General features: G+C 72.2%; 17 protein-coding genes. 12 read left to right on the top strand and 5 right to left on the bottom strand.

What is annotated here, in order from left to right; genetic code table 11:
• Window positions 1–39 precede the first annotated feature (39 nt).
• Window positions 40–555, bottom strand: coding sequence for a YwqJ-related putative deaminase (locus tag AV521_RS22920; RefSeq protein ID WP_107480982.1), 516 nt, complete (start codon window positions 553–555; stop codon window positions 40–42).
• Between the two features lie 264 nt (window positions 556–819).
• Between AV521_RS22920 and AV521_RS22915 the strand changes: the two genes are divergently transcribed.
• The 3 genes from AV521_RS22915 (at window position 820) to AV521_RS22905 (ending at window position 6,216) form a co-directional block, all read left to right on the top strand.
• Window positions 820–1,830, top strand: coding sequence for an SMI1/KNR4 family protein (locus tag AV521_RS22915; protein WP_076090365.1), 1,011 nt, complete (start codon window positions 820–822; stop codon window positions 1,828–1,830).
• Window positions 1,831–1,840: 10 nt separating this feature from the next.
• The gene (locus AV521_RS22910) at window positions 1,841–5,008 is read left to right on the top strand and encodes an SUKH-4 family immunity protein (protein ID WP_076090364.1); all 3,168 of its coding nucleotides are present in this window, start codon (window positions 1,841–1,843) and stop codon (window positions 5,006–5,008) included.
• 353 nt (window positions 5,009–5,361) lie between these two features.
• On the top strand, window positions 5,362–6,216 hold the full coding sequence (locus tag AV521_RS22905) for a cellulose-binding protein (RefSeq protein ID WP_076090363.1): 855 nt from the start codon (window positions 5,362–5,364) through the stop codon (window positions 6,214–6,216).
• A 350-nt stretch (window positions 6,217–6,566) separates the two neighbouring features.
• On the opposite strand, the gene AV521_RS22900 is transcribed toward AV521_RS22905, so the two are convergent.
• From AV521_RS22900 to AV521_RS22890, 3 genes are all read right to left on the bottom strand, one after another.
• Window positions 6,567–8,213: a cation acetate symporter gene (locus AV521_RS22900; protein WP_076090362.1), complete on the bottom strand. Its 1,647-nt coding sequence runs from the start codon at window positions 8,211–8,213 to the stop codon at window positions 6,567–6,569.
• The gene (locus AV521_RS22895; RefSeq protein ID WP_076090361.1) at window positions 8,210–8,758 is read right to left on the bottom strand and encodes a DUF485 domain-containing protein; all 549 of its coding nucleotides are present in this window, start codon (window positions 8,756–8,758) and stop codon (window positions 8,210–8,212) included. The genes AV521_RS22900 and AV521_RS22895 overlap by 4 nt, the downstream gene beginning before the upstream one ends.
• A 274-nt stretch (window positions 8,759–9,032) precedes the next feature.
• Window positions 9,033–10,592, bottom strand: a complete 1,560-nt coding sequence (locus AV521_RS22890; RefSeq protein ID WP_076090360.1) for an MFS transporter — start codon at window positions 10,590–10,592, stop codon at window positions 9,033–9,035.
• 483 nt (window positions 10,593–11,075) lie between these two features.
• Between AV521_RS22890 and AV521_RS22885 the strand changes: the two genes are divergently transcribed.
• The 4 genes from AV521_RS22885 (at window position 11,076) to AV521_RS22870 (ending at window position 18,671) form a co-directional block, all read left to right on the top strand.
• Complete coding sequence (locus AV521_RS22885) at window positions 11,076–11,864, top strand: ABC transporter ATP-binding protein (protein ID WP_076090359.1); 789 nt, start codon at window positions 11,076–11,078, stop codon at window positions 11,862–11,864.
• Window positions 11,861–14,443, top strand: a complete 2,583-nt coding sequence (locus AV521_RS22880; RefSeq protein ID WP_076090358.1) for an ABC transporter permease — start codon at window positions 11,861–11,863, stop codon at window positions 14,441–14,443. Before AV521_RS22885 ends, AV521_RS22880 begins: the two co-directional genes overlap by 4 nt.
• A gap of 283 nt (window positions 14,444–14,726) precedes the next feature.
• Window positions 14,727–18,284 carry a transcription-repair coupling factor gene (mfd, locus tag AV521_RS22875; RefSeq protein ID WP_076090357.1) on the top strand — a complete coding sequence of 1,186 codons (3,558 nt, stop codon included), beginning with the start codon at window positions 14,727–14,729 and terminating at the stop codon, window positions 18,282–18,284.
• A gap of 36 nt (window positions 18,285–18,320) precedes the next feature.
• A complete protein-coding gene (locus AV521_RS22870; protein ID WP_076090356.1) occupies window positions 18,321–18,671 on the top strand; it encodes a MerR family transcriptional regulator in 351 nt (116 codons plus the stop codon).
• A 27-nt stretch (window positions 18,672–18,698) separates the two neighbouring features.
• Here the strand turns inward: AV521_RS22870 and AV521_RS22865 are convergent, their stop codons facing one another.
• Window positions 18,699–19,478: an SDR family NAD(P)-dependent oxidoreductase gene (locus tag AV521_RS22865; protein WP_076090355.1), complete on the bottom strand. Its 780-nt coding sequence runs from the start codon at window positions 19,476–19,478 to the stop codon at window positions 18,699–18,701.
• 246 nt (window positions 19,479–19,724) lie between these two features.
• On the opposite strand from AV521_RS22865, the gene AV521_RS22860 reads away from it, so the two are divergent.
• The 5 genes from AV521_RS22860 (at window position 19,725) to AV521_RS22840 (ending at window position 24,587) form a co-directional block, all read left to right on the top strand.
• Entirely contained in the window at window positions 19,725–20,441 is a 717-nt protein-coding gene (locus AV521_RS22860) for an HNH endonuclease family protein (protein WP_076090354.1), read from the top strand.
• Window positions 20,442–20,530: 89 nt separating this feature from the next.
• Window positions 20,531–21,274: an N-acetyltransferase gene (locus AV521_RS22855; RefSeq protein ID WP_179023316.1), complete on the top strand. Its 744-nt coding sequence runs from the start codon at window positions 20,531–20,533 to the stop codon at window positions 21,272–21,274.
• Window positions 21,275–21,497: 223 nt separating this feature from the next.
• Window positions 21,498–22,127 carry a hypothetical protein gene (locus AV521_RS22850; RefSeq protein WP_076090352.1) on the top strand — a complete coding sequence of 210 codons (630 nt, stop codon included), beginning with the start codon at window positions 21,498–21,500 and terminating at the stop codon, window positions 22,125–22,127.
• A gap of 38 nt (window positions 22,128–22,165) precedes the next feature.
• The gene (locus AV521_RS22845) at window positions 22,166–23,659 is read left to right on the top strand and encodes a serine/threonine-protein kinase (protein WP_256725658.1); all 1,494 of its coding nucleotides are present in this window, start codon (window positions 22,166–22,168) and stop codon (window positions 23,657–23,659) included.
• 100 nt (window positions 23,660–23,759) lie between these two features.
• Window positions 23,760–24,587, top strand: a complete 828-nt coding sequence (locus AV521_RS22840) for a glycoside hydrolase domain-containing protein (protein ID WP_076090350.1) — start codon at window positions 23,760–23,762, stop codon at window positions 24,585–24,587.
• Window positions 24,588–24,661: the final 74 nt, after the last annotated feature.

The raw sequence follows: 24,661 nt of genomic DNA, 5'->3' as shown, positions 1-24,661 counted from the left end.
TGTCGTGCCGGCGGGTGGTACTGGGGTGGACGGTGGTGGTCAGCCGTCGGTTGCCGTGGGGTCGACGATGCGGACGCCGAAGTGGGCGCTGAGGGCGGTGCAGGCGCGGCAGGGGGTGGCGAAGCTGCCGTGGAGGGGGTCGCCGTCCTCGCGTATGCGGCGGGCGGTGAGTTTGGCGTGTTTGAGGGTTTTGCGGGCTTCGCCGTTGGTCATGGGTTTTCGGGCGGCGCGTTTGCTGCGGGTGGCGTCGGCTGCGGTGATGTGCCGGGAGATGAGGATGGTTTCGGCGCAGCGGCCGGTGAAGCGGTCGCGTTCGCCGCTGGTGAGGGTGTCGAGGAAGTCCTGGACGAGGGGGTGCAGGGGTGGGGGTTGGTCGCTGCGGGCGGCGGTGCCGGTGAGGGTGGCGCCGCGGACGGAGAGGGCGGCGGCGACGGTGGGCAGGATGCCGTCGCGGCGGTGGCGCAGGGTGGGGGCGGGGGGTGTGTCGGTGCCGCTCCAGCCGATGCGGGGGTCGCCGGCCCGCACGTCGGTACCTCCGGTTCGCAAGGTATTCATGATCGTTTTTCCCTCCCCGGGCATCCCCTCGAAGGACACAGGGTGCCAAATGCCGTGGCCTGTGCGGAAGCTGGGGCGGTGCGACACGCCCTAGTCGGGGCAGGTCGTCACGGTGGGGTGACGGCTGGTGACGGAAGCGGAGGGGTGGTTTTCCTGGGGATGCGGTGGGCCGGTGACCGGGGTTCGTGTACCGCATAGGCTGTCGCCATCCGCGATCGACACCGCCGATTGAGGCCAGAGAGAACGCCGCAGGGGGCTACCGCCATGACGACAGGTCGGCTCGGGCAGCAAGCCGCGCCGCCGAACGCGGCCTATGCCGGGCAGGTTGTGCACTTCCCGGATCCGGTCCGTGCGGCGCGTCACCCGAGAGGGGTACGTGTCGACGAGCGTGGTTACCCGGATTTTGCTCCGTACGCGCGTGTGGCGGTGGAGATCGCCGAGCCGCCGGACGGGTTCGGCGTGGACGAGCTGCGGCTGACGGACTATGTGTCGGCGAACGCTGCGTTGGCGGCGGAGCGGCACGAGTTGTGGGACACGGTGCCGGATGTGGCGACGCCGCACGGCTGGACGTGGCATCACGTGGCCGGTACGCGGCGGTTGGAGTTGATTCCGGTCGAGGTGAAGGCGCTGCTGCGGCATCACGGTGGGATCGCTACGGCGCCGGTGGATCACGGCAAGCGCGGTACGCGGCCGTTGCAGGAGACGCGGCCGGCGCATTTCGGGCTGCCGAAGTCGGGTGTGGCGGTGACGGAGGCGCAGGTGCAGGGGGTCGAGGAGGATCTCGGCTACCGGCTTCCGGGTGGGTACCGTTCGTTCCTGAAGGCGGCGGGCGGTTGTGCGCCGGTGGGTGCGGCGCTGGTCGCCGAGTTGGGTCTGCTGGTGGACCAGCCGTTCTTCACGGTGCGGGACGAGGCGGCCGTGAACGACCTGGTGTACGTCAACAAGTGTCTGCGTGACCACCTGACGAAGGACTATCTCGGGGTGGCGTTCGTGCAGGGCGGGTTGCTCGTGGTGAAGGTGAGGGGCGAGCGGCCGGGTTCGGTGTGGTTCTGTGCGTACGACGATGTGCGTGACGTGGATCCGTCGTGGTTGCCGGCGGAGCGGGTGGAGCGTCTGCTGCTGCCGTGCGGTGATGACTTCGACGCCTTTCTGTCGCGGTTGGCGGGGAATCCACCGGAGTTGGAGACGGTGGCGAATCTGATGGTCGATGGCGGTTTCGCCCATGTCGTTCCGGTGTCTGCCGGCTCGGCGTCGTCCGGCCCGGTGGGGGAGTGAGCTTCAGGCGATGGTGACCTACGCGCAGGCGCAGGAGCGCGCCGAGGAGTGGATCAACGGTGACGTGCCCACGTACCAGCATCGTGAGGTGCGGGTGCGGGAGTTCGAGCTGGGTTTCGTGGTGTGGGGCGAGGACCGGGCGGAGGGTCCGCGTTCGGACGCGGGCGCGCAGCGGTTGGTGATTGCCCGGGACAGTGGGGAGGCGACGCTGTGGCCCGGTCTGCCGGTGGGTGAGGTGATTCGCCGGTACGAGGAGGAGTACGGCCGTGCCGATGAGTCGCGGGACGCGGTTCCGGCGCCGGCGGCTGCCCGGATGGACCTGAATCAGACGTCGTTCTTGCTGACTCCTCCGCAGTGGCTTCAGGAGGCGGCGGACAAGCTGGGCATCGGGGGTGACCGGCGGCCGGAGGGCGAGGGCGGTCCGGGGGCCGGGGTCGGCACCGGTGCCGGTGCTGGTGCCGGTGGAGGTGCTTCGGGTGCGGGTTCCGGTGCTGGTGTTGCCGCTGGTGCGGGGGCGGCCGGTGTCGGTGTCGGGGCTTCGTCCGGTGGGGCGGGGCTGGCGGAGACGCAGGCCGGGGTGCCGGCGGGGGCTTCGGGGGCGCCTGGGGTGTCCGGGGGCTCCGGGGCGCTCGGTGGGTCGCAGGGCGGTTCGGGTGCGCCGGGCGTGCCCGGGGCGCCTGGTCCCGGGGATGCGCCGCCTGCGGATGTGCCGGTGGGGGCGACGCCCTGGGCCGGTACCGACACGAACGCGGGCCCGGGTGAGGACGACCGTTCCGTGCCGCTTCCCGCGACGGTGTTCGCGCCGCCGCTGAGTGATCCCGGAGCCGAGGCTCCACGGCCGCCGGCGAGCACGCCGGAGGCGAAGACGGCGTTGATGTCGGGGGGCAGCCAGCTGCCGCGGACGGCGGTCGCGCCGGCGCTCGATCCTGCGAACACGCCGGGCGCGCCGGGCTCGCAGGGCTTCCCGGCGGGCGCGCCGGGTGGCTCGTCCGCCCCTGGTGGTGCGCCGGGGGCGCCTGATGCTGCGCCCGCGCCGGGCGCTCCGCAGGGCAGTGCGCCTCCTCCGCCGCCCGGCACGCCGCCGTACGGCTATCCGCAGCCGTCGGCAGCTCCCGGCACGCCTCCGCCGGGTGTACCCGCATATCCGCAGGCGGCGCCCGGCGCTCCGCTCCCGCCCCCCGCTGTTCCCGGTACACCGGGCGCGCCGCAGGGCAGCACGCCCCCGCCGCCCCCGGCCGCCCCCACGTACGGCTATCCGCAGGGGCCTGGCGCTCCGCAGCCCGCTCCGGGTTACGGCTACCCGCAGGCGCCGGGCGGTGCGCCGGGGGCGCCGCAGCCTCAGGCCGACCCGGGCGCGCCCGCGCGCCCGCTCGCGCCCAACGCGGGTGACATCGCGGATGCCGCGACCAGCAAGGCGGCGCCGCCGCCGAAGAAGGCGCGCGGTGGCGTGGGGGCGCCGCCTCCGCCGCCGGGTGCCCCTGGCATGCCGGGCGCGCGCCCGGGCAGTGCGCCGCCGCCCGCGCCGGGTGGGTCCGCCGGTGGGTATGTGCCGACGCAGCTGATGTCGGCCCTCGGGCCGGAGGGGCCCGAGGGACAGGGTGGTGCGGGCGCGCCGACTGGTCCGGGTGGTGCGGAAGGGGCGCAGGCGCCGGGCGCGCCGAACGCTCCGGGTGCCCCCGAACCGCCTGCCGGGCCTCCGGGCAACGTGCACCACGCGGCCACGGTGCTGGCCGATCCCAGCCAGCTGGGCGGGGGCATGCCGCAGCCGCCGGGCACCCCGGGTGCGCCGGGTGTGCAGGGCGGTCCGGGTGCTCCGGGCATGCCGAACCCGCCTGGGGCGCCCATGGCTCCGGGCGCCCCGGGTATGCCGCCCGCGCCTGGCGCACCGCAGCCTCCGGGTGCTCCCGCGGGGCCCGGTTTCCCCGGCGCGCCGCAGTCGCCGAGCGTCCCCGCCGGTCCGGGCGCGCCTGGCGCCCCTGGTGCTCCAGGGGGCGGGCGCGGGGCTGTGCACCAGGCGGAGACCATGCTGGCCGCGCCCCCCGTGACCGGTCCCGGCGCACCTCCGCCGCCGCCCGCCCCCAGCGCACTCGGCGCTCCGGGCGCCCCCGGTATACCGCCGGGCGCCCCGGGTGCACCGCAGCCGATGCCGCCGGGCGCGCCCGTGCCGGGGCAGCCGCCGGCGTACGGGTATCCCCAGCAGGGGCAGCCGACGGTCGGTCCGGGTTATCAGGCTGTGCTGCGCTACCGCGCGCAGGACGGTTCGGAGCAGCAGCTGATCCGGCGTACGGCGCCGGGTACGCCGCACCCGGAGTGGCAGATCTTCCACGAGCTGCGGGCGATGAACGTGCCGTCGGACCAGGTGCTGGAGCTGCACACGGAGCTGGAGTCGTGCGAGCTGCCGGGCGCCTACTGCGCGCGGATGATCCGGGAGCAGTGGCCGCAGGCGCGGATCACGAGCATCGCGCCGTACGGCATGGACCACGCGAGCCGGCAGCAGGGCATGCGGCAGTTGCTGGCGCACCAGGGCGAGTTGCACCAGGTGGCGGACGGGCCCGCGCGGCCCGCGCCGGTGCGGGCGCCGCTGCCGCCGGTGCAGGCCGCGCCTCCGGTCCCGCCGGAGGGCATCGCGCAGGAGCTGGCGGCGGCGTTCGGGCCGGGCATCTTCCGGTTCGACCAGCAGGCGGTGTCGCGGCAGGGCGTGCCGCCGATCGTGGCGCACACGCTGGTCGTGGCCGGCCTGCCGCTGGACACGGGGCCGTTCTTCTGGGCGCAGGCCCAGCCGGGCCGTCCGGTGCCGACGCTGGCGGAGCTGGCGGCCGAGCGCGGGGTGCAGCCGGCGTCGGACGCGGGCTCGTACCTCGTCATGGGCACCGACTTCGGCAGGGCGATCTGTGTGCAGTACGGGACGGCGAACATCGTGGCCGTGCCCGTCGAGGCGGGGCCGGGCGGGGCTCCGGTGCCGCCGCAGTTCGTGAACACCGGGCTGCCGGAGTTCGCGCGCTGCCTGGCGCTGCTGGGCCGGATGTGGCGCCTGCGGTATGGGCTGAACCAGGAGCAGGCCGGCCGCTGGACCGTCGACTTCCAGGCGCAGCTGGCCGCCCTGGACCCGGCGGCGCTCGGCTCGCCGGAGAGCTGGTGGTCGGTGCTGCTGGAACAGATGTGGGACGGGCTGCTGTAGGCACACCGCCCGGATACCGGCCCGTCGTGTCCTCCACGCGCGTGTGGAGGACACGACGGGCCGGTGCCGTTTCCGGCGGCTTCGGGGTGGGGGCGATGCGTCCTGCCCTGCCTTCCCGGGCGGGCGGTGCCCGTTCGGAGTACGGCCGTCACCCTTGAGGAGAGGGGGTGAGCGGCCCCCTCTTCACGCCGATCGCGAAGTGCGGGATTTCGAGCACGTTGTGACTCCGGAGTGTCGCGTTATGAACACTTACGCCCGATCTATCAAGATATGCGCGAAATCGTCGTGTCGTGTATGTCCGGTGGAGAGGGGTTCCCAAGGTGAGCAGCGCATCGATTTCGCCCCACGGCTTCATGACCGCCCGGGGGCGCGGCTACCGCCCCGATCAGGTCGACGCCACCTTGGAGGCGTTGTCGTACGACCGTGACGCCGCGTGGGAAAGGGCCGCACGGCTGACCGTGCTCGCCAAGGACATGGAGGCGGAGGCCACGCGGTTGCGCGAGGCCGTCGCCCAGATCGCACCGCAGGCGTACGAGGCGCTCGGCGAGCGCGCACAGGGCTTGTTCCAGCATGTGCTGGACGAGGCGGCGGACCTCTGCGAGCGCACGCGGCGCGAAGCGAGCGAGCAGGTCGCGCAGGCCGAAGCGCGCGCCGCCGACACGCGCCGGCAGGCGCAGGAAGCGGCGGACGCGCTCCGCGCGGAAGCCGACGAATACGCCGATCAGTTGCTCGTCGCCGCGCGCGCCGAAGCCGACGCCCTCCGCATCGGCGCCCGGCGCGAAGTGAAAGAAGGGCGCGGAGCGGCGCTCGGCTCGTTGCGCGAGGTACGGCAGCGCACCACCGGCATGCTCACCGACCAGTCCCGGGAGCACACCGAGCGTTGGGACGAGGCCGAGCGCGAGGAAGCCGAGCGGATCGCCGCGATGGATGCCCGGCACGCCGAGCGGGCGAGCCTCGCCGAGGCCGCGTTGTCCGAGGCCGAGCGGGCCCTCGCCGAGGCCGAGGAGTTCGCGCGCCGCAGTCAGGAGGAGGCACAGGCACGTGCCGCCGAAATCGTCGCGGACGCGCGCGTGCGCGAGGAACGCATCGCCGGGGAGACGGAACAGGTGCTGCGCGAGCACGGCGAGACCTGGGACGACGTGCAGGCGCACATGGACCACGTCCGCAGCCGCCTGATCTCGCTGACGGGCAGAGCGGTCCTGGAATAGCCCCGCCGGTCATCCCGATCCAACCACCCCAACGGCCCCGCGTGCGAGCACCTTCACGCCCGGCACCCACTCTCTCCTGCACGCCCGCGCCCGCGAGCCTGCACGCCCGCGCCCGCACGCTCCTGTGCGCCCGTGCCCGCACGCTCCCGTATGCCTCGCGCCCGCGAGCCTGCACGTCTCGTGCCGGGCGGTTCCCCCGTGCGTCTTGTGCGGGGCGGCTTCGGTACACCCCGTGCCGGGCGGTTCCCCCGTGCGTCTTGTGCGGGGCGGCTTCGGTACACCCCGCGCCGGACCGCTCCCGTACACCCCGCGCGGAGCGCTTCCGCACGCCCCGGCGCCCACACCCCCTCTCAACCCCCCTTCCGCGCCGCGCCCGCCAGGATCCACCCCTCCACCGCCTCGTACTGGCGGCGCTGCTGTTCCGCCTTGGCTCGGCCCGAGGCGACCGTGCCGAGCCAGCCGAAGAAGAAGCCGGCGGGGATGGAGACGATGCCGGTGGTGGTGAAGGGGAACCAGTTGAAGTCGGCGTGCGGGAAGGCCGAGACGGGGGAGCCGGAGACCAGGTTGGTGCCCGGCATGAGCAGCAGCACGGTCAGCGAGCCCCCGATCAGCGTGGCCAGCAGCCCGCTGCGGGTGTAGCGACGCCAGAAGAGCCCGTACACCAGGGCGGGCGCGATGGCCGAGGCGCCCAGGCAGAAGGAGAGCGTCACCAGGGGCTGCAGGCTGTGGTGCTGCACGAGCGTGGCCAGCAGGATCGTCGGCACCCCTATGGCGAGCGCCGACACGCGGGCCAGCGCCATCTCGCGCCGGGCCGGCATCTCCTGCACGCGCGCGGCGAACACGTCGTGGGCGAGGGAGTTGGCGCAGGCGAGGATCATCCCGGCGACCGAGGCGAGCAGGGTCAGGAAGATCGCGGTCGTGACCATGGTGAACAGGAAGGTCTCCGCCGTGGACACGTCGGCGCCGAACGCCGCCCGCGAGCCCAGCAGATACGCGGTGTTGCCCTGCGGATCGGCGCCCGCGATCACGGAACGCCCCACCAGGGCCGTGGCGCCGAACCCGACCACCGTGATGACCAGCACGAACAGGGCGACGATCGACACCGCCCAGGACATCGAGCGGCGCACCTGGCGGGCGCTGGAGGCGGTGTACATGCGCATGGTGATGTGCGGCAGGACGCCGCCGCCGAGTACCACGGTCAACTCCGAGGCGACCATGTCGAGCCGGGACCTCGGCCCGGTGCCGAACTGCAGACCGGAGCGCAGAAAAGCCGGCCCGGCCCCGCTCTGCCGCGAGGCGGCGGCGAACAGGGCGCCCGGGTCCCAGTCGAAGCGGCGCAGGATCAGCACGGCGACCACGGCGCCCGAACCGACCAGCATCACGATCTTCAGGATCTGGATGAGCGCGGTGCCCTTCATGCCGCCGATCGCCGCGTAGGCGATCATCAGGGCGCCGAGTCCCACGACGCATGCGGTCTTCAGCGACGCGTTGGAGAAGCCCAGGATGAACGCCATCAGCTGCCCGGTTCCGGCGAGTTGGACCAGCATCAGCGGCAGCAGCGCGGCGATCGTCACCGCACAGGCCGTGATGCGCACACAGCGGCCCGGCAGCCGACGGGCCAGCGCGTCGCCCATCGTGAACCGGCCCGCGTTGCGCAGCGGTTCGGCCAGCAGGAACATCAGCAGCATCAGCGACAGCGCCGTACTGAGGGCGAGGACGACACCGTCGTAGCCGCACAGGGCGATCACTCCGCCGGTACCGAGGACGGTGGCCGCGGAGATGTAGTCGCCGGCGATGGCGAGGCCGTTGCGCAGCGGGGACAGGGAGCTGTAACCGGTGTAGAACTCGTCGAGGTCGTCGTGGTCGGGGCCGGTCATCACACACAGCAGCAGGGTGACCGTGGCGACGGTGGAGAAGGCGATCAGCGACATGGACTGGGCCGAGCCGCTGAAACCGGTGAAGCCTCCCACGGCCGGAGTGCCGACGGCGCCGCTCATCGGGCCGCTCCTCGGCGTGCGTCCAGTTCGGCCACCTTGCGGATGCGGTCCGCGAGCGGATCGACGTGTCGGCGCGCGGTGCGCTCGTACAGGGCGATCGCCAGCCAGGTGACCGGGAGTTGGAGCATGGCGAGCAGCAGGCCGGCGGGGATGCCGTCGGCGACCGTGCGCGTCATCACGCCGGGCGCGCTCGCGGACAGGATCAGGAACAGGGTGAAGTAGCCCAGCGCGGTGAGCGTGGCGGTGCGCCGCTGCCAGCGGTAGGCGCCGCGCAGCACGCGCAGGTCGCTGTGGTGGCCGAGGGGTTCGCAGGGTGGCCGGCGCTCCGGCCGGGGCGGCTGTGGAGGCGCGGGCTGCCAGGGGTAGGTGAGGCGAGAGGGGCGCGGTGGGTCGGCGGCTGGGCGGGCTGGGTCGTAGGCCGGATGCGAGGTGCCGTAGGGCGGGTGTGTGGGGTCGTAGGGCGGACGGGGTGGGTCGAAGGGGCGTGGTGGGTCGTAGAACGGATGGGGCGGGTCGTACGACGGGTGCGGCGGGTCGTAGGACATCCCGGGGCTCCTTGCATGGCTCGGGTCCGTGGCGGCGGACCGCAGGGAGGTGGGGGGTGGGGATTGGAGCCACGCACGCTACTCGCGAGTTCTGGGCCGCGAGGCGTTTTCACCGAACTGGTCGGTCGGTATGCGCTTACTACGCGAAAACGCGGTCCGACCTGGGGTGTTACCCGCGTTAACCAGAACGGCCCGCCGGGCGACGGTCAGGACGGCCCGCCACCGGTCGAAGGCGCGTCACTCCTGCCGCACACCGGGAACCGCCGCGATGCCGTTACTCCTGCCGCACCGGGAACCGTCGCGGTGCCACCAGCAGCAGCACCAGGAAGGCCAGTGCCGCCGCGCCCGTCGCGCCGAGGTACACCGCGTGCACCGCGTCGGCGATGGCCCGCCGGGTCGCCTCCGGGGCCGTACCGGCGTCCAACGCGCGCGTGACGGAGTCCAGATCGCCCGCCCCGCCCAGGCGTGCGGCCAGCACCCCGTTGGCGACGGCGCCGAACAGCGACGCGCCCACGGTCTGTCCGGTCTGCCGGCAGAACAGCACGGACGCAGTCGTGGTGCCCCGCTCCGACCAGCCGACCGTCGACTGCACCCCGACGATCAGCGGCAGCTGGAACAGCCCGAGCGCGCCGCCCAGCAGCAGCATCAGCAGCGTCGGCTGCCACCACGAACCGGGGTACGGCAGGAACGGGAACGCACACAGGATCAGGGTGGCCAGGCCGATGCCGAGCAGCGCGGTGTCCCGGAAGCCGATGCGCCGGTAGACGTGCTGGCTGAGCGCGGCCGACACCGGCCAGCTGAGCGTCCACACCGACAGCACGAAACCGGCGGCCACGGGCGCGAGTCCGAGCACCGACTGCGCGTACGTCGGCAGGAACACGCTCGGCGCCACCATCAGCAGCCCCAGCGCGCCGAGCGCCAGGTTGACGGCCGCGATCGTCCGGCGCCGCCACACCCACCCGGGGATGATCGGCTGCGCCGCCCGCCGCTCCACCACGACCACCACGCCGGCCAGCGCCAGGCCGATGCCGAAGAGCGTCAGTGAGGGCGCCGACAGCCACGGCCAGGCGACCCCGCCCTGCACCAGCGCGGTCAACAGCACCCCGCCGCACGCGAACACCGCGAGCGCCCCGGCCCAGTCCACACGCGCGCGTGCCGTGTTTTCCCCGCCCCCCGGCTTCCCCGGCTTCCCCGGCTTCCCCGTCTCCCGAGTCTTCTGCGTCTTCTCCCGCTCGGGCTCGTGCAGATGACGGATGATCAGCCACAGCGCGGCGGCGCCGATCGGCAGATTGACCAGGAAGATCCAGCGCCAGTCGGCGTACGCGGCCAGTACCCCGCCGAGTCCCGGCCCGGCCACCGCCGACACCGCCCACACCGTGGACAGCTTGGACTGGATCTTCGGCCGCTCCGCCAGCGGATACAGATCGGCGGCCAGCGTCTGCACGGTGCCCTGCAACGCCCCGCCGCCCAGGCCCTGCACGATCCGGAACGCGATCAGCGCCGCCATGTTCCAGGCTCCCGCGCACAGCAGCGAGCCCAGCAGGAACACGGCCGCTCCCGCCACCAGCACCGGCTTGCGGCCGAAGGTGTCGGACAGCTTGCCGTAGACGGGGAGCGTGACGGTCACGGCCAGCAGATAGCCGGAGAAGAGCCAGGAGAAGACCGAGAACCCGCCGAGGTCGCCGACGATCTGCGGTACGGCCGTGGAGACGACGGTGGAGTCCAGTGCGGCCAGTGCCATCGCCAGCATCAGCGCGGCGACCACCGCGCCCCGTCGCCGGGTGTCCTCTCGACCGGCCGTGCCGCCGCGTGTCGCGGGTGTCGTGCTCCCCACCCCGAACCCCTCCCCGTGACTCCCTGCCCGATGCTGCCCCGTGTCCCTTGCATCTATCTCCGGTACGACACCTTGCCACGCGCCCGTGAGCTTGACCCTGACGCGACCGGAGGGTGGACGCTTTCCGGGTCGAAGGGTGGAGACGACCCCGAGAAAGGCTCCGCCCCGGGGTGGAGCACCCCTAGGGGTCCCTCCGTACTACGGCTCGGGGAGGGTTCGTTCCGGCGGAGGACGAGCGGGACCGGGCCCGGTCCTTAACCTGGCTTTACGCCGCTGGGGGGCGGCGGACCGCACCGGCGGGGTGGGGTTTTCCCCAGGGAAAGAGGGGGCTTCGCACCAGAGCGCGAGGACCACGCCGGCCGCGAGACTCAACGACGTACTCCGGACGACACCCGACACCCGGCACCCGGCGCCCGACACCGGCACCCCGGCACACACCGGGGCACCACTCACCGACCTGTCAACCGACATAGGAGACATACCGTGACATCGGCTGTGACCATTCCCAGGCATGGGGGCACTGGAGGGAGTACGGCCGTTGCCGCGCGGGCGCGGCAGGTCGTGAAGGCGTACGGGTCCGGTGAGACCCGTGTCGTCGCCCTCGATCACGTCGACGTGGACATCGCACGCGGCCAGTTCACCGCGATCATGGGCCCCTCGGGGTCCGGCAAGTCCACGCTCATGCACTGCCTCGCCGGGCTCGACACCGTGACCGGCGGTCAGATCTACCTGGACGAGACCGAGATCACCGGCCTGAAGGACAAGAAGCTCACGCAGCTGCGACGGGACCGGATCGGCTTCATCTTCCAGGCGTTCAACCTGCTGCCGACGCTGAACGCGCTCGAGAACATCACGCTGCCCATGGACATAGCGGGCCGCAAGCCGGACAAGGCCTGGCTGGACCGGGTCGTGGAGACCGTCGGCCTCGCCGGACGGCTCAAGCACCGGCCGACCCAGCTCTCCGGCGGCCAGCAGCAGCGCGTCGCGGTGGCCCGGGCCCTCGCCGCCCGCCCGGAGATCATCTTCGGGGACGAGCCGACCGGAAACCTCGACTCGCGCGCGGGTGCCGAAGTTCTCGGCTTCCTGCGCCGCTCGGTCGACGAACTCGGCCAGACCATCGTGATGGTCACGCACGACCCCGTGGCCGCCTCCTACGCCGACCGCGTGCTCTACCTCGCCGACGGCCGGATCGTCGACGAGATGCACCAGCCGACGGCCGATCAGGTCCTGGACCGCATGAAGGACTTCGACGCCCGGGGGCGTACGTCATGACCGTCCTGAAGACCTCGATGCGCAACTTCTTCGCGCACAAGGGCCGGATGGCGCTGTCGGCGGTCGCGGTGCTGCTGTCCGTGGCGTTCGTGTGCGGCACGCTGGTGTTCACCGACACCATGAACACCACCTTCGACAAGCTGTTCCAGGCCACGTCCGCGGACGTGACGGTCACCGCGAAGGGCTCCTCCGACACCGGCCAGACGACGTCCCGCACCGGCAAACCGCCGGTCCTGCCGGCCTCCGTCGTCGGCGAGGTCCGCGGGGCCGAGGGCGTGCGCAAGGCCGAGGGCACCGTCTTCTCCACCTCGGTGACCGTCGTCGACGCCCAGAAGGACAAGCTGTCGCCGTCCAGCGGCGCGCCCACCATCGTCGGCAGCTGGAACGGCAACGACGCCCGCACCATGAAGATCACCTCCGGTACGGCGCCCAAGGGGCCGGACCAGGTCATGGTCGACAAGGACACCGCCGACAAGCACCACCTCAAGATCGGTTCCGGGATCGACATGATCTCGGTCGTGGGCACGCACCACGCGCGCGTGTCCGGCATCGCCGCCTTCAAGGTCACCAACCCGGGCGCGGCCATCTTCTACCTGGACACGAAGACCGCCCAGCAGACCCTGGTCGGCCGGACCGGCGTCTACACCAACATCAACGTCACCGCCGCCCAGGGCGTGACGAACGACCAGCTGAAGAAGAACGTCACGGCCACCCTCGGCCAGGGCTACAAGGTGCAGACGGCCAAGGAGGTCGCCGACGCCAACCAGAAGAGCGTCAAGAGCTTCCTGAACGTCATGAAGTACGCGATGCTCGGCTTCGCCGGGATCGCCTTCCTCGTCGGCATCTTCCTGATCATCAACACCTTCTCCATGCTGGTCGCCCAGCGCACCCGCGAGATCGGCCTGATGCGCGCCATCGGCTCCTCCCGCAAGCAGGTCAACCGCTCCGTGCTGGTCGAGGCGCTGCTGCTCGGCGTGATCGGCTCCGTGCTCGGCGTCGGCGCGGGCGTCGGCATCGCGGTCGGCCTGATGAAGCTCATGGGCCAGATGGGCATGCACCTGTCCACCGACGACCTGACCATCGCCTGGACGACCCCCACCGTCGGCGTGGTCCTCGGTGTCGTGGTCACCGTCCTGGCCGCCTACCTGCCCGCCCGGCGCGCCGGCAAGGTCTCCCCGATGGCCGCCCTGCGCGACGTGGGCGCCCCGGCCGACGCCAAGGCCGGCGTCGTCCGGGCCGTGATCGGCCTGCTCCTCACCGGCGCCGGCGGCCTCAGCCTCTACGTCGCCGCCACCGCCGACAAGGCCAAGGCCGGCTCGGGCTGGCTCGGCCTCGGTGTGGTGGCCACGCTGATCGGCTTCGTCGTCATCGGCCCGCTGCTCGCCGGCGGCCTGGTCCGGATCCTCGGCGCGCTCATCCTGCGGATCTTCGGCCCGGTCGGCCGCATGGCCGAACGCAACGCGCTGCGCAACCCGCGCCGCACGGGCGCCACCGGCGCGGCCCTGATGATCGGCCTCGCCCTGGTCGCCTGCCTGTCGGTGGTCGGCTCCTCCATGGTGGCCTCGGCCACCGACCAGCTCGACAAGACCGTCGGCACGGACTTCATCGTCCAGCCGGACAACCAGCAGCTCATCACCCCCCAGGCGGTCAAGCTCATCAAGGGCACCCCGGGGCTGGCACGGGTCACCGAGTACCGGCCGGCCCAGGCCGACCTCACCACCCCGGACGGTCGGACGCTCAAGGACACGGACATCACGGCGGCCGACCCGACGTACGCGACCGACCTGCGCAAGAAGACCGTCGCCGGAAACCTCAAGGACGCCTACCTGCCCGACTCGATGTCCGTCCCCGAGAAGTTCGCCAAGGCCCACGGCATCCACCTCGGATCGACGAACACCGTCGCCTTCAAGGACGGCTCCACCGCCCGTCTGACGGTCCGCGCGATCACCAGCAGCGACGACGTGATCGACCAGGGCGCCAAGTACACGTCGCTCGCCACGCTCGCCAAGTACGTGCCCGCCGGCAGGATGCCACTGGACCAGATGGTCTTCGCCACCGCCAAGGACGGACAGCAGGCGGCCGCCTACAAGGCACTGAAGTCGGCCCTGCACGACGGCTACCCGCAGCTGACCGTGCGCGACCAGACCGACTACAAGAAGGCGCTGAAGGACCAGATCGGCCAGCTGCTGAACATGATCTACGGCCTGCTGGCGCTCGCGATCATCGTCGCGGTCCTGGGTGTCGTGAACACCCTGGCCCTGTCGGTGGTCGAGCGGACCCGGGAGATCGGCCTCATGCGGGCCATCGGCCTCTCGCGCCGCCAGCTGCGCCGGATGATCCGTCTGGAGTCCGTGGTGATCGCCCTCTTCGGCGCCCTGCTCGGCCTCGGCCTCGGCATGGGCTGGGGCGCGACCGCCCAGAAGCTCCTCGCCCTCCAGGGACTGAAGGTCCTGGACATCCCCTGGCCGACGATCATCACGGTCTTCGTCGCCTCGGCCTTCGTGGGCCTGTTCGCCGCGCTGGTCCCGGCGTTCCGCGCGGGCCGGATGAACGTCCTGAACGCCATCGCGACGGACTAGCGGCGAAGCCTGGCCGACGACCACCGCACAAGGGGGTGTACGGCCGACGACCACCGCATACGGGGGTTGCGGGGGAAACCCGGTGCCGGAAGGTCCTACGGGATCTTCCGGCACCGGGTTTTTGTCTGATTTTCGACGCTCGCCACTCGGTCGACGGTTTCAGGTGGGCGGGCGGGAAACGGGGGCCAGGGGGCGGAGCGCCCGGGTTGTCCACAGGCCCCACGGCAACGTCGGCAGCGTCGTACGCTGGGGTGCGTTGCCCACCCCCGGACGGAAAGCCCCCATGAGCCTGCACGGTCTGCTCGACGCCGTCGTCAAGGACCCCGCCCTCGCGGAAGCGATCACGGCGGCCGCAGACGGCAACCGCATGCACGTCGACCTCGTCGGCCCCCCGGCGGCCCGCCCCTTCGCGGTCGCCGCCCTCGCCCGCGAGGCAGGCCGCCCGGTGCTCGCGGTCACGGCGACGGGCCGCGAGGCCGAGGACCTGGCCGCCGCCCTGCGCTCCCTGCTGCCCGCCGAGGGAGTCGTGGAGTACCCCTCCTGGGAGACGCTCCCGCACGAGCGGCTCAGCCCGCGCAGCGACACCGTCGGCCGCCGCCTCGCCGTCCTGCGCCGCCTCGCCCACCCCAGCCCCGACGACCCGGAGACCGGCCCGGTCTCCGTCGTCGTGGCGCCCGTGCGTTCCGTGCTGCAGCCGCAGGTCAAGGGCCTCGGCGACCTGGAACCGGTGTCCCTGAGGACCGGCCGGACCGCCGATCTGAACGACGTGGTGGAAGACCTCGCGGCCGCCGCCTACGCGCGCGTGGAGCTGGTCGAGAAGCGCGGCGAGTTCGCCGTGCGCGGCGGCATCCTGGACGTCTTCCCGCCCACCGAGGAACACCCCCTGCGCGTGGAGTTCTGGGGCGACGACATCGAGGAGATCCGCTACTTCAAAGTCGCCGACCAGCGCTCTCTCGAGGTCGCCGAGCACGGCCTGTGGGCGCCGCCGTGCCGCGAGCTGCTGCTCACCGCCGACGTACGGGCACGCGCGCGTGCCCTCGCCGAGGACCACCCGGAGCTGGGCGAACTCCTGAACAAGATCGCCGAGGGTATCGCGGTCGAAGGCATGGAGTCCCTCGCCCCCGTCCTGGTCGACGACATGGAGCTGCTCCTCGACGTCCTTCCCAAGGGCGCGATGGCCGTCGTCTGCGACCCGGAGCGCGTGCGCACGCGTGCCGCCGATCTCGTGGCCACCTCCCAGGAGTTCCTGCAGGCCTCCTGGGCGGCCACCGCCGGTGGCGGCGAGGCCCCGATCGACGTCGGCGCGGCCTCCCTGTGGTCCATCGCCGACGTCCGTAACCGCGCGCGCGAGCTGGACATGATGTGGTGGTCCGTCTCACCGTTCGCCGCCGACGAGACGCTCACCCATGCGGCTGACGTGGTGGGCGACGCGGACACCCTCAAAGTCGGCATGCACGCGCCCGAGACCTACCGGGGCGACACCGCGCGGGCCCTCGCCGACACCAAGGGCTGGCTCGCCGACGGCTGGCGCGCGGTGTTCGTCACCGAGGGCCACGGCCCGGCCGCCCGCACGGTGGAGGTGCTCGGCGGCGAGGGCATCGCCGCCCGCCTCGACGCCGACCTCGGCGAGCTGAGCCCCTCGGTGGTGCACGTCTCCTGCGGCTCGATCGAGTACGGCCTCATCGACCCGGTGCTCAAGCTCGCCGTGCTCACCGAGACCGATCTGTCCGGCCAGCGCGCGACCGGCCGCGAGGGCGCCCGGATGCCGGCCCGCCGCCGCAAGACCATCGACCCGCTCACCCTGGAGCCGGGCGACTACATCGTCCACGAACAGCACGGCGTCGGCCGCTACATCGAGATGGTGCAGCGCACGGTGCAGGGCGCCACGCGCGAGTACCTGGTGGTCGAGTACGCGCCCGCCAAGCGCGGCCAGCCCGGCGACCGGCTGTACATCCCCACCGACCAGCTGGAGCAGATCACCAAGTACGTCGGCGGCGAGGCCCCCACCCTGCACCGGCTCGGCGGCGCCGACTGGACGAAGACCAAGGCCCGCGCGAAGAAGGCCGTCAAGGAGATCGCCGCCGACCTGATCAAGCTCTACAGCGCGCGCATGGCCGCCCCCGGCCACGCCTTCGGCACCGACACGCCCTGGCAGCGCGAGCTGGAGGACGCCTTCCCCTACGCCGAGACCCCGGACCAGCTCACCACCATCGCCGAGGTCAAGGACGACATGGAGAAGTCGGTCCCCATGGACCGCCTGGTCTGCGGCGACGTCGGCTACGGCAAGACCGAGATCGCGGTGCGGGCCGCCTTCAAGGCCGTACAGGACGGCAAACAGGTCGCCGTCCTCGTACCGACGACCCTGCTGGTGCAGCAGCACTTCGGGACGTTCTCCGAGCGGTACGCGCAGTTCCCGGTGAGCGTGAAGGCGCTCTCCCGCTTCCAGACCGACACCGAGGCCAAGGCCGTCCTGGAGGGCCTGAAGGAAGGCGCGGTGGACGTCGTCATCGGCACCCACCGCCTGTTCTCCTCCGAGACCAGGTTCAAGGACCTGGGCCTGGTCATCGTCGACGAGGAGCAGCGCTTCGGTGTCGAGCACAAGGAGCAGCTGAAGAAGCTCCGCGCCAACGTCGACGTGCTGACCATGTCCGCGACCCCGATCCCGCGCACCCTGGAGATGGCGGTCACCGGCATCCGCGAGATGTCCACGATCACCACGCCCCCGGAGGAGCGCCACCCGGTGCTCACCTTCGTCGGGCCGTACGAGGAGAAGCAGATCGGCGCGGCCATCCGCCGTGAACTGCTGCGCGAGGGCCAGGTCTTCTACATCCACAACCGCGTCGAGTCGATCGACAGAGCCGCGGCCCGGCTGCGTGAGATCGTCCCCGAAGCGCGCATCGCCACGGCCCACGGCCAGATGTCGGAATCGACGCTGGAGCAGGTCGTCGTCGACTTCTGGGAGAAGAAGTTCGACGTCCTCGTCTCGACGACGATCGTCGAGTCCGGCATCGACATCTCCAACGCCAACACGCTGATCGTGGAACGCGGCGACACCTTCGGCCTGTCCCAGCTGCACCAGCTGCGCGGCCGGGTCGGCCGGGGCCGCGAGCGCGGCTACTCCTACTTCCTGTACCCGCCGGAGAAGCCGCTGACCGAGACCGCGCACGAACGGCTCGCCACCATCGCCCAGCACACCGAGATGGGCGCGGGCATGTACGTGGCGATGAAGGACCTGGAGATCCGCGGCGCCGGAAACCTGCTCGGCGGCGAGCAGTCCGGACACATCGCGGGCGTCGGCTTCGACCTGTACGTCCGGATGGTCGGCGAGGCTGTCGCCGACTACCGGCGACAGCTGGAGACCGGCGAGATCGAGGAGGAGCCGCCGCTCGAGGTCAAGATCGAGCTGCCCGTCGACGCCCATGTCCCGCACGAGTACGCCCCTGGAGAGCGGCTGCGCCTGCAGGCGTACCGGGCCATCGCCTCCGCCAACAGCGAGGAGGACATCAAGGCCGTCCGCGAGGAACTCACCGACCGCTACGGCAAGTTGCCCGAACCGGTGGAGAACCTGCTGCTGGTGGCCGGTCTGCGGATGCTCGCGCGCGCGTGCGGCGTCGGCGAGATCGTCCTGCAGGGCACCAACATCCGCTTCGCACCGGTGGAGTTGCGCGAGTCGCAGGAACTGCGCGTCAAGCGGCTCTACCCGGGCACGGTCATCAAGCCGGCCGTGCACCAGGTGCTGGTCCCGCGCCCGAAGACCGCGAAGGTCGGCGGCAAGCCGCTCGTCGGCCGCGAACTGCTGGGCTGGGTCGGCGAGTTCCTCGCCTCCGTCCTGGGGTCGTAGAGGGGTCGTACAAGGTGAGACGGGCGGGGGCTCGGCGTGCGGATCGGTGAACTGGCGGAGGCGACGGGGGCGACACCGCGCGCCCTGCGCCACTACGAGCAGGCGGGCCTGATCGCGTCCGGGCGCGCCGCCAACGGCTATCGCGTGTACGACGCCGGTACGGCCGTCCGCGTCCGCAACATCCGGTATCTGCTCGACGCGGGTCTCACCCTGGACGACGTACGGGTGTTCCTCCCGTGCCTGGACGGCGACGTCACCGCCGGTCCCGTCTCCGTCAAGGGGGTGCGGGTCGCCCGGGACCGGCTGGCCGTCCTCGACGCCCGGATAGCGGCCCAGACGGCGCTACGGGACCGCCTGGCGGCGGCACTGCGGGCGGCCGACGTATGAGCTCACCCGAGGGACGGGGCCCGGTGTTCAGGCGACGACCGCCCCGCCGTCCACGGGCAGGACGACACCCGTGACGAACGACGCCCCGGGCGAGGCGAGCCGGGTGATGGCCCAGGCGACCTCTTCGGGGTGGCCGATCCGGCCGAGCGGGGTGTGGTCGAGCTGCCACGCGCGGATGGCCCTGCGCTGCTTTGGGGTGTAGCCGGCGTGGTCGGCGATCGGGGTCTCGATCGCCCCCGGTGCCACGGCGACGACCCTGATGCCGAGCGGCGCCAACTCGACCGCCCAGCTCCGGGTCAGCGTCTCCAGGGCCGCCTTCCCGGCCGCGTACAGCGAGTTCCCGGGCCAGCCGCGCTGGCCGACGGCGGTCGTCACGTTCACCACCACACCCCGGCTGTCCTCCAGCGCGGGCAGCGCGGCCTGCGTGAGCAGGACCGGGGCCAGCAGGTTCGTCTCCAGCAGCGGCCGTACCGAGGTGCGGGTGTAGGTGCGCAGGGTGTCGGAGTTGACGACCGCCGCGTTGTGGACCAGCACGTCGATCCGGCCGTGGCGCTCCAGTGCGGCCCGTACGACGGTCTCGGGGCCGTCCTCGGCGGTCAGGTCGGCGGTCAGGGGAGTGATGTCCGGATGCCCGTCGGCGGTCTCGGCCAGGGGCGCTGCCCGGCGGCCGACGGCGACGACCCGGGCGCCCTCGGCGGCGAACGCGCGCGCGGTGGCCCGGCCGATTCCGGTGCCGGCGCCGGTGACGAGGACGGTACGGGGTTCCTGGGTGGGTTCGTTCGGGGTCTCGTTCGGGGTCTCGTTCATGCTGGGATCGTCGGACCCTGCCGCCAGCGTCAGGGTCAAGCTCCCGGCGGCACGATGTGAGCGGGCGCACACGAGCGTGGGCCGTGCTCCCCTCTCGCGGTACCGCATGCCCCAACTCGACGGCCCACTGCCCGAAAACGTCGCTTTGGTCCTCATCTGCAGTGGGGCTCGGGGCAGTTAACGTAAAGGACGGAACAATTCCGCCTGTGTACGACGGCGGACCGGGGTGAGTGAGGGGGATGCACCGTGACGCGTCTGAGGGGCGGGGCGGTCGCCGCTGCGGTGGTACTGGTCGCCGTGGCCGGCTGTACCAAGGACAAGACCAAGGGGGCCTCAGGGCCCGAGCAGAGCGGCGGCAGCGGCGCGGTGTCGGCCGCCGCCGACTCCCTGACCGTCAAGGGCCGGGCGCCGACGACCGGTTACTCGCGGGAACGGTTCGGCACCGCCTGGGCGGACACCGACTCCAACTCCTGCGACACCCGCGACGACATACTCAAGCGCGATCTGAAGGACGTGAAGTACACCGGCGGCCACTGCCGGGTCTCCTACGGCCTGCTCGAACCCGACCCCTACTCCGGCAAGGAGATCACCTACCGGCGCGGCGCCAGCCAGGTCGACATCGACCATGTCGTCCCGCTCTCCGACGCCTGGCAGAAGGGCGCCAAGTACTGGGACGCGAGCAAGCGCATAGCCCTGGCCAACGACCCCCTGAACCTCATCGCGGTCGACGCGAGCACCAACCGCGGCAAGGGAGACGGCGACGCGGCCACCTGGCTGCCGCCCAACGGCCAGTACCGCTGCACCTATGTGGCCACCCAGGTCGCGGTCAAGAAGAAGTACGGCCTGTGGGTCACGGCCGCCGAGAAGGCCGCCATGAAGAAGGTCCTCGCCGGCTGCCCCGACCAGAAACTCCCCACGGGCGGCAACCCGACGAAGGCACCGGAGCGCTTCAGCGCCCGCTGATCCCGGCGTTTGCGCACACCGCCGGACCGCCTCGCTGACCGGCGGAAATCCGGTACCGGAGTCGGTGCGCGCCGCCTACCGTGAACATCATGGACGTCAGGGTGAGCAGCATCGCCGAGCGGCCCGACCGGCTGCCGGCGGTGTTCGAGATGGCCGACACATGGCCCGAGTTCGTGACCAACGACCCTGTGGGCACCGCCCACTACGGCCGTATCGCCACCGAACTGCCGGAGTACGCGCTGTTCGCCGAGGACGAGCACGGCGAGATCGTCGCCCACACCTTCAGCGTGCCCTTCGCCCTCGACGTCGACGGCCGGCGCACCCTGCCCGCGCGCGGCTGGGACCAGATCCTCCTCTGGGCCTTCGCCGATCTGCGCCGCGGCACCCGCCCCGACACGGTGAGCGCCGTCTCCGTCACCATCGCCCCGCACGCCCAGGGCCACGGCCTGTCCGCCGTCATGCTCTCGGCGATGCGCGCGGGCGCCCGCGCCCACGGTTTCCGCGAGGTCGTCGCCCCCGTCCGCCCCAGCGCCAAGCACCGCGAACCGCACACCCCGATCACCGAGTACGCCCACCGGGTCCGCCCCGACGGACTGCCCGAGGACCCGTGGCTGCGCGTCCACGCCCGCGCCGGCGCCCGTATCGATTCGATCGCCCCGGCCTCCATGACCGTGGGCGCCTCGCTGGAGGAGTGGCGCCGCTGGACGGGGCTGCCGTTCGACACCGCCGAGGACGTCGAGGTGCCCGGCGCACTGGTCCCGGTCCACTGCGAACCGGAGCGCGGATACGCCGTCTACGTCGAGCCCAACGTGTGGATGCGGCACCGGCTGTGACCGCATGACCGTCGTACGGCGGTCCTGAGCAGCTGACCGGCAGTCGAACGGCCGGCGTTCGCGCGCGTGGGCCGGGCAACGGTTCGGTACAACCGGGACGCTTGTCCGTGTCGGGTGTCCGTGTCGGGTCATATGCTCGAAGCGACCATCGCACGACCGGCGTCGTCCGCCCTCCGGAGCGCCGGGCGGATATGCGCGCCCACATCAGGTATCAGGAGCAGCCATGCAAGGCCACGGCTACGGACAGCCGGTGAAGCAGCCGCCGCACATCGCGTGGCTGGTTCTGCTGCGTGTGCTGTTCGTGGCGATCGGGTTGTTCAGCGTCGGCTTCCTGGCCTGGGCGATGATGCTGCGGCTGGCGGCCGTCACACGGCGGTCGCTGGACTGGGGCCTGTTCATCGCGGTGCTGGCAGCCGACATCCTCAGCATCGCGTTGCTGGCGATGGAGCCGGGCGACGAGATCCGCACAGCGGCGGGCGACTTCGCCATGTTCCTGCTGCTCGGCACGCTGGTGGCCACGATCGCGTACTACCTCGCGGTGGACATCCGGCACTTCATGCGGCGCGAGCAGGCGTACGCGGCGCAGCGGACGGCACAGGCCGCGTACGCCCATCCCGGCCCGGCGAGCCCCTACACCACGGCGACCGTACCGCCCGCGCCGGCCATGCCGGCCGGCCCGCACACCCCGCCCCCGATGCCGCACACGCCCGTGCCCCGTCCGCCGCTGACCACCCCGCCGCCGCAGCGCCCGGCACCCACCCACATCGAGCAGGTGCGTGCCGAACTGGACGAGCTGAGCGACTACCTGCGCAAGCACGACGGCCGGCACGGCAGCCACGAGAGCGGAAGGTGAGTGTGGCGACAGGACGTGTCGTCGCCGGCCGGTACGAACTGTCCACGCTCATCGGACAGGGCGGCATGGGCCAGGTGTGGACGGCGTACGACCGGCGGCTGGACCGGCGCGTGGCGGTGAAGCTGCTGCGCCCCGACAAGGTGGCGGGCCAGGAGGCGGACGAGCTGCGCCGCCGCTTCCTGCGCGAGTGCCGGGTGACCGCGCAGGTGGATCACCCCGGTCTGGTGACCGTCCACGACGCGGGCAGCGAGGGCGAGGAGCTGTTCCTCGTCATGCAGTACGTCGACGGCGCCGACCTCGCCGACCATCTCGCCGAGCGCACCCCGTACCCGTGGCCGTGGGCGGTCGCCGTGGCCGCGCAACTGTGCGCCGTGCTGAGCGCCGTGCACGCCGTACCGATCGTGCACCGCGACCTCAAGCCGCGCAACGTGATGGTGAGGCAGGACGGCTCGGTCACCGTGCTCGACCTGGGCGTGGCCTCGGTGATGGACACCGACACCACCCGGCTCACCCACACCGGTTCCCCGATCGGCTCGCCCGCCTATATGGCGCCGGAGCAGGCGATGGGCGGCGCGGTCGGCCCGTACACCGACCTGTACGCGCTCGGCGTGCTGCTGCACGAACTGCTCAGCGGCGACGTGCCGTTCGCGGGTTCCACGGCGCTCGGTGTGCTGCACCGGCATCTCTACGAGCCCCCGCTGCCCGTGCGCCGGATCCGCCCCGAGGTCCCCGAGGCGCTGGAGCGGCTCGTGCTGCGCCTGCTCGCCAAGGACCCGCAACACCGTCCGGGCTCCGCGCAGGAGGTGTACGAGGACCTGGCGCCGCTCCTGCCCGCGCGCGGGACGCCCACAGGGGCACCCTTGGACCCCACGCGCCCCTTCCTGCGCCCGCACGCCCCCTGGCCGGACCGCGCCCTGACCCCCGCGCCCCAGCCCGCGCCCGTCACACCGGCGTCACCGGCGGCCGAGAAGCCCGATGTCGCCGCGGCCGTGGACGAGGTCAAGCGGCTGCTGGGGGAGGGGCGCATCACCCAGGCCGTGGACGTCCTGGGTGCGATCCTGCCCGCTGCCGCCGAACAGCACGGCGCGCACTCCCCGGTCGTGCGCACCCTGCGCAAGCAGTACGCGGCCACGCTCATGGACGACGGCCAGTACCGGCGCGCGCTGCCCGAACTGCGCCGGCTCGCCGACGAACGCGCCGCCGAGGCCGGCCGGGCCGACCCGCAGTCCCTGCGCTACCGCTATGAGGCCGCGCAGTGCCTGGAGCAGCTCGGCGAACCGGCTGCGGCGCTCGCCGAGTACCGTGCGCTGCTGCCGTACTACGAGAACCAGTACGTCTCCGGCGACCCGCAGCTCGCTCACGACGTCCGCCGGCGCATCGGCCATCTCCTGCTCGCCGTCGGCGACCGGCCGTCCGCGCACGACACCCTCGCGCGGCTGCTGATGGACGTGGAGCGGCTGCAAGGTCCCGGCTGTCCGATGGCCGTGGAGATCCGGCGCACCCTGCAGTGGCTGGGGCAGATGCGGGGATAGCGGGGGCGGTTGATACGTTGCGCTTCGCTCTGCCGGTCGCCGAGCGGCTTCGCTCTGCCAGGCGCCGCGCAAAGGGCGACGTATTCAAGGGGTGGGATTCATGGCCGGTCATCGGCAGTCGAGGAAGCGCAGACACCTCACGTGGGCGGTGACCTGTGCCGCCGTGGTCGCCGGGGCCGGGATCGCCGCGCAGACCTCCATGGCCGCGACCACGTGGCCCGCGCAGAGCACCTTCACCGGCCGCGCGTTCGACACCTGCGCCGCGCCCTCCCTGTCGGCGATGAAGGCCTGGCACACCGGCTTCCACGGCGCCGCCGCCGTCTACGTGGGCGGCAGGAACCGCGGCTGCGCGCAGCCCAACCTCACCGCGTCCTGGGTGAAGTCGGTCAGTTCGCTCGGCTGGAAGCTGGTCCCGGTCTACGCCGGCGCCCAGCCGCCCTGCCAGTCCGGTTCCGGCCCGGAGAAGCTGACCGCGGCCACAGCCGCCTCCCTCGGCGCCAAGGACGCCGCCGACGCCGTGGCCAAGGCCTCCGCGCTCGGCATGAAGGCGGGCAGCCCTGTCTACCTCGACATGGAGGCGTACGACGTCACGGACAAGGCGTGCGACGACGCCGTGCTGACGTATGTGCGCGCCTTCGACAAGGGGCTGCGCGCGAAGACGTACCGCGGCGGCTACTACGGCTTCTCCAGCTCCAGCGCCAAGGCCATCGCGACGGCCTCGGACAGGACGGACCTGCCGGGCAACCTCTGGTACGCCCTGTGGGACAGGCAGAACACGACGACCGCGGACTGGCCGTGGGGGGCGGGCCGGTTCACCGGCCACAGCCGCGGACACCAGTACATGGTCGACAGCAAGGAGACGTACGGCGGGGTCACGCTCACCGTCGACCGGGACGCGTGGGACGCGCCGGTGGCCGTCACCGGCTGATCCGACGGCCAGGCCGGTGACCTCACGGGTCGCGGTGGTGCCCGAAGCGCATGCGAATCGTTGGTCGAATGGGT

Origin of the sequence: Streptomyces sp. IMTB 2501 (assembly GCF_001953885.1) — a bacterium.
Taxonomy (GTDB): Bacteria; Actinomycetota; Actinomycetes; order Streptomycetales; family Streptomycetaceae; genus Streptomyces.
The sequence above is the reverse complement of the archived record's forward strand: the minus strand, read 5'-3'. Positions and strand labels throughout refer to the sequence as shown.

Excerpts from the sequence above, each read along its gene's own strand:
- AV521_RS22920 (WP_107480982.1), bottom strand. The coding sequence starts at position 555 with ATGAATACCTTGCGAACCGGAGGTACCGACGTGCGGGCCGGCGACCCC.
- AV521_RS22915 (WP_076090365.1), top strand. The coding sequence starts at position 820 with ATGACGACAGGTCGGCTCGGGCAGCAAGCCGCGCCGCCGAACGCGGCC.
- AV521_RS22910 (WP_076090364.1), top strand. The coding sequence starts at position 1,841 with ATGGTGACCTACGCGCAGGCGCAGGAGCGCGCCGAGGAGTGGATCAAC.
- AV521_RS22905 (WP_076090363.1), top strand. The coding sequence starts at position 5,362 with ATGACCGCCCGGGGGCGCGGCTACCGCCCCGATCAGGTCGACGCCACC.
- AV521_RS22900 (WP_076090362.1), bottom strand. The coding sequence starts at position 8,213 with ATGAGCGGCGCCGTCGGCACTCCGGCCGTGGGAGGCTTCACCGGTTTC.
- AV521_RS22895 (WP_076090361.1), bottom strand. The coding sequence starts at position 8,758 with ATGTCCTACGACCCGCCGCACCCGTCGTACGACCCGCCCCATCCGTTC.
- AV521_RS22880 (WP_076090358.1), top strand. The coding sequence starts at position 11,861 with ATGACCGTCCTGAAGACCTCGATGCGCAACTTCTTCGCGCACAAGGGC.
- mfd (WP_076090357.1), top strand. The coding sequence starts at position 14,727 with ATGAGCCTGCACGGTCTGCTCGACGCCGTCGTCAAGGACCCCGCCCTC.
- AV521_RS22865 (WP_076090355.1), bottom strand. The coding sequence starts at position 19,478 with ATGAACGAGACCCCGAACGAGACCCCGAACGAACCCACCCAGGAACCC.
- AV521_RS22855 (WP_179023316.1), top strand. The coding sequence starts at position 20,531 with ATGGACGTCAGGGTGAGCAGCATCGCCGAGCGGCCCGACCGGCTGCCG.
- AV521_RS22850 (WP_076090352.1), top strand. The coding sequence starts at position 21,498 with ATGCAAGGCCACGGCTACGGACAGCCGGTGAAGCAGCCGCCGCACATC.
- AV521_RS22840 (WP_076090350.1), top strand. The coding sequence starts at position 23,760 with ATGGCCGGTCATCGGCAGTCGAGGAAGCGCAGACACCTCACGTGGGCG.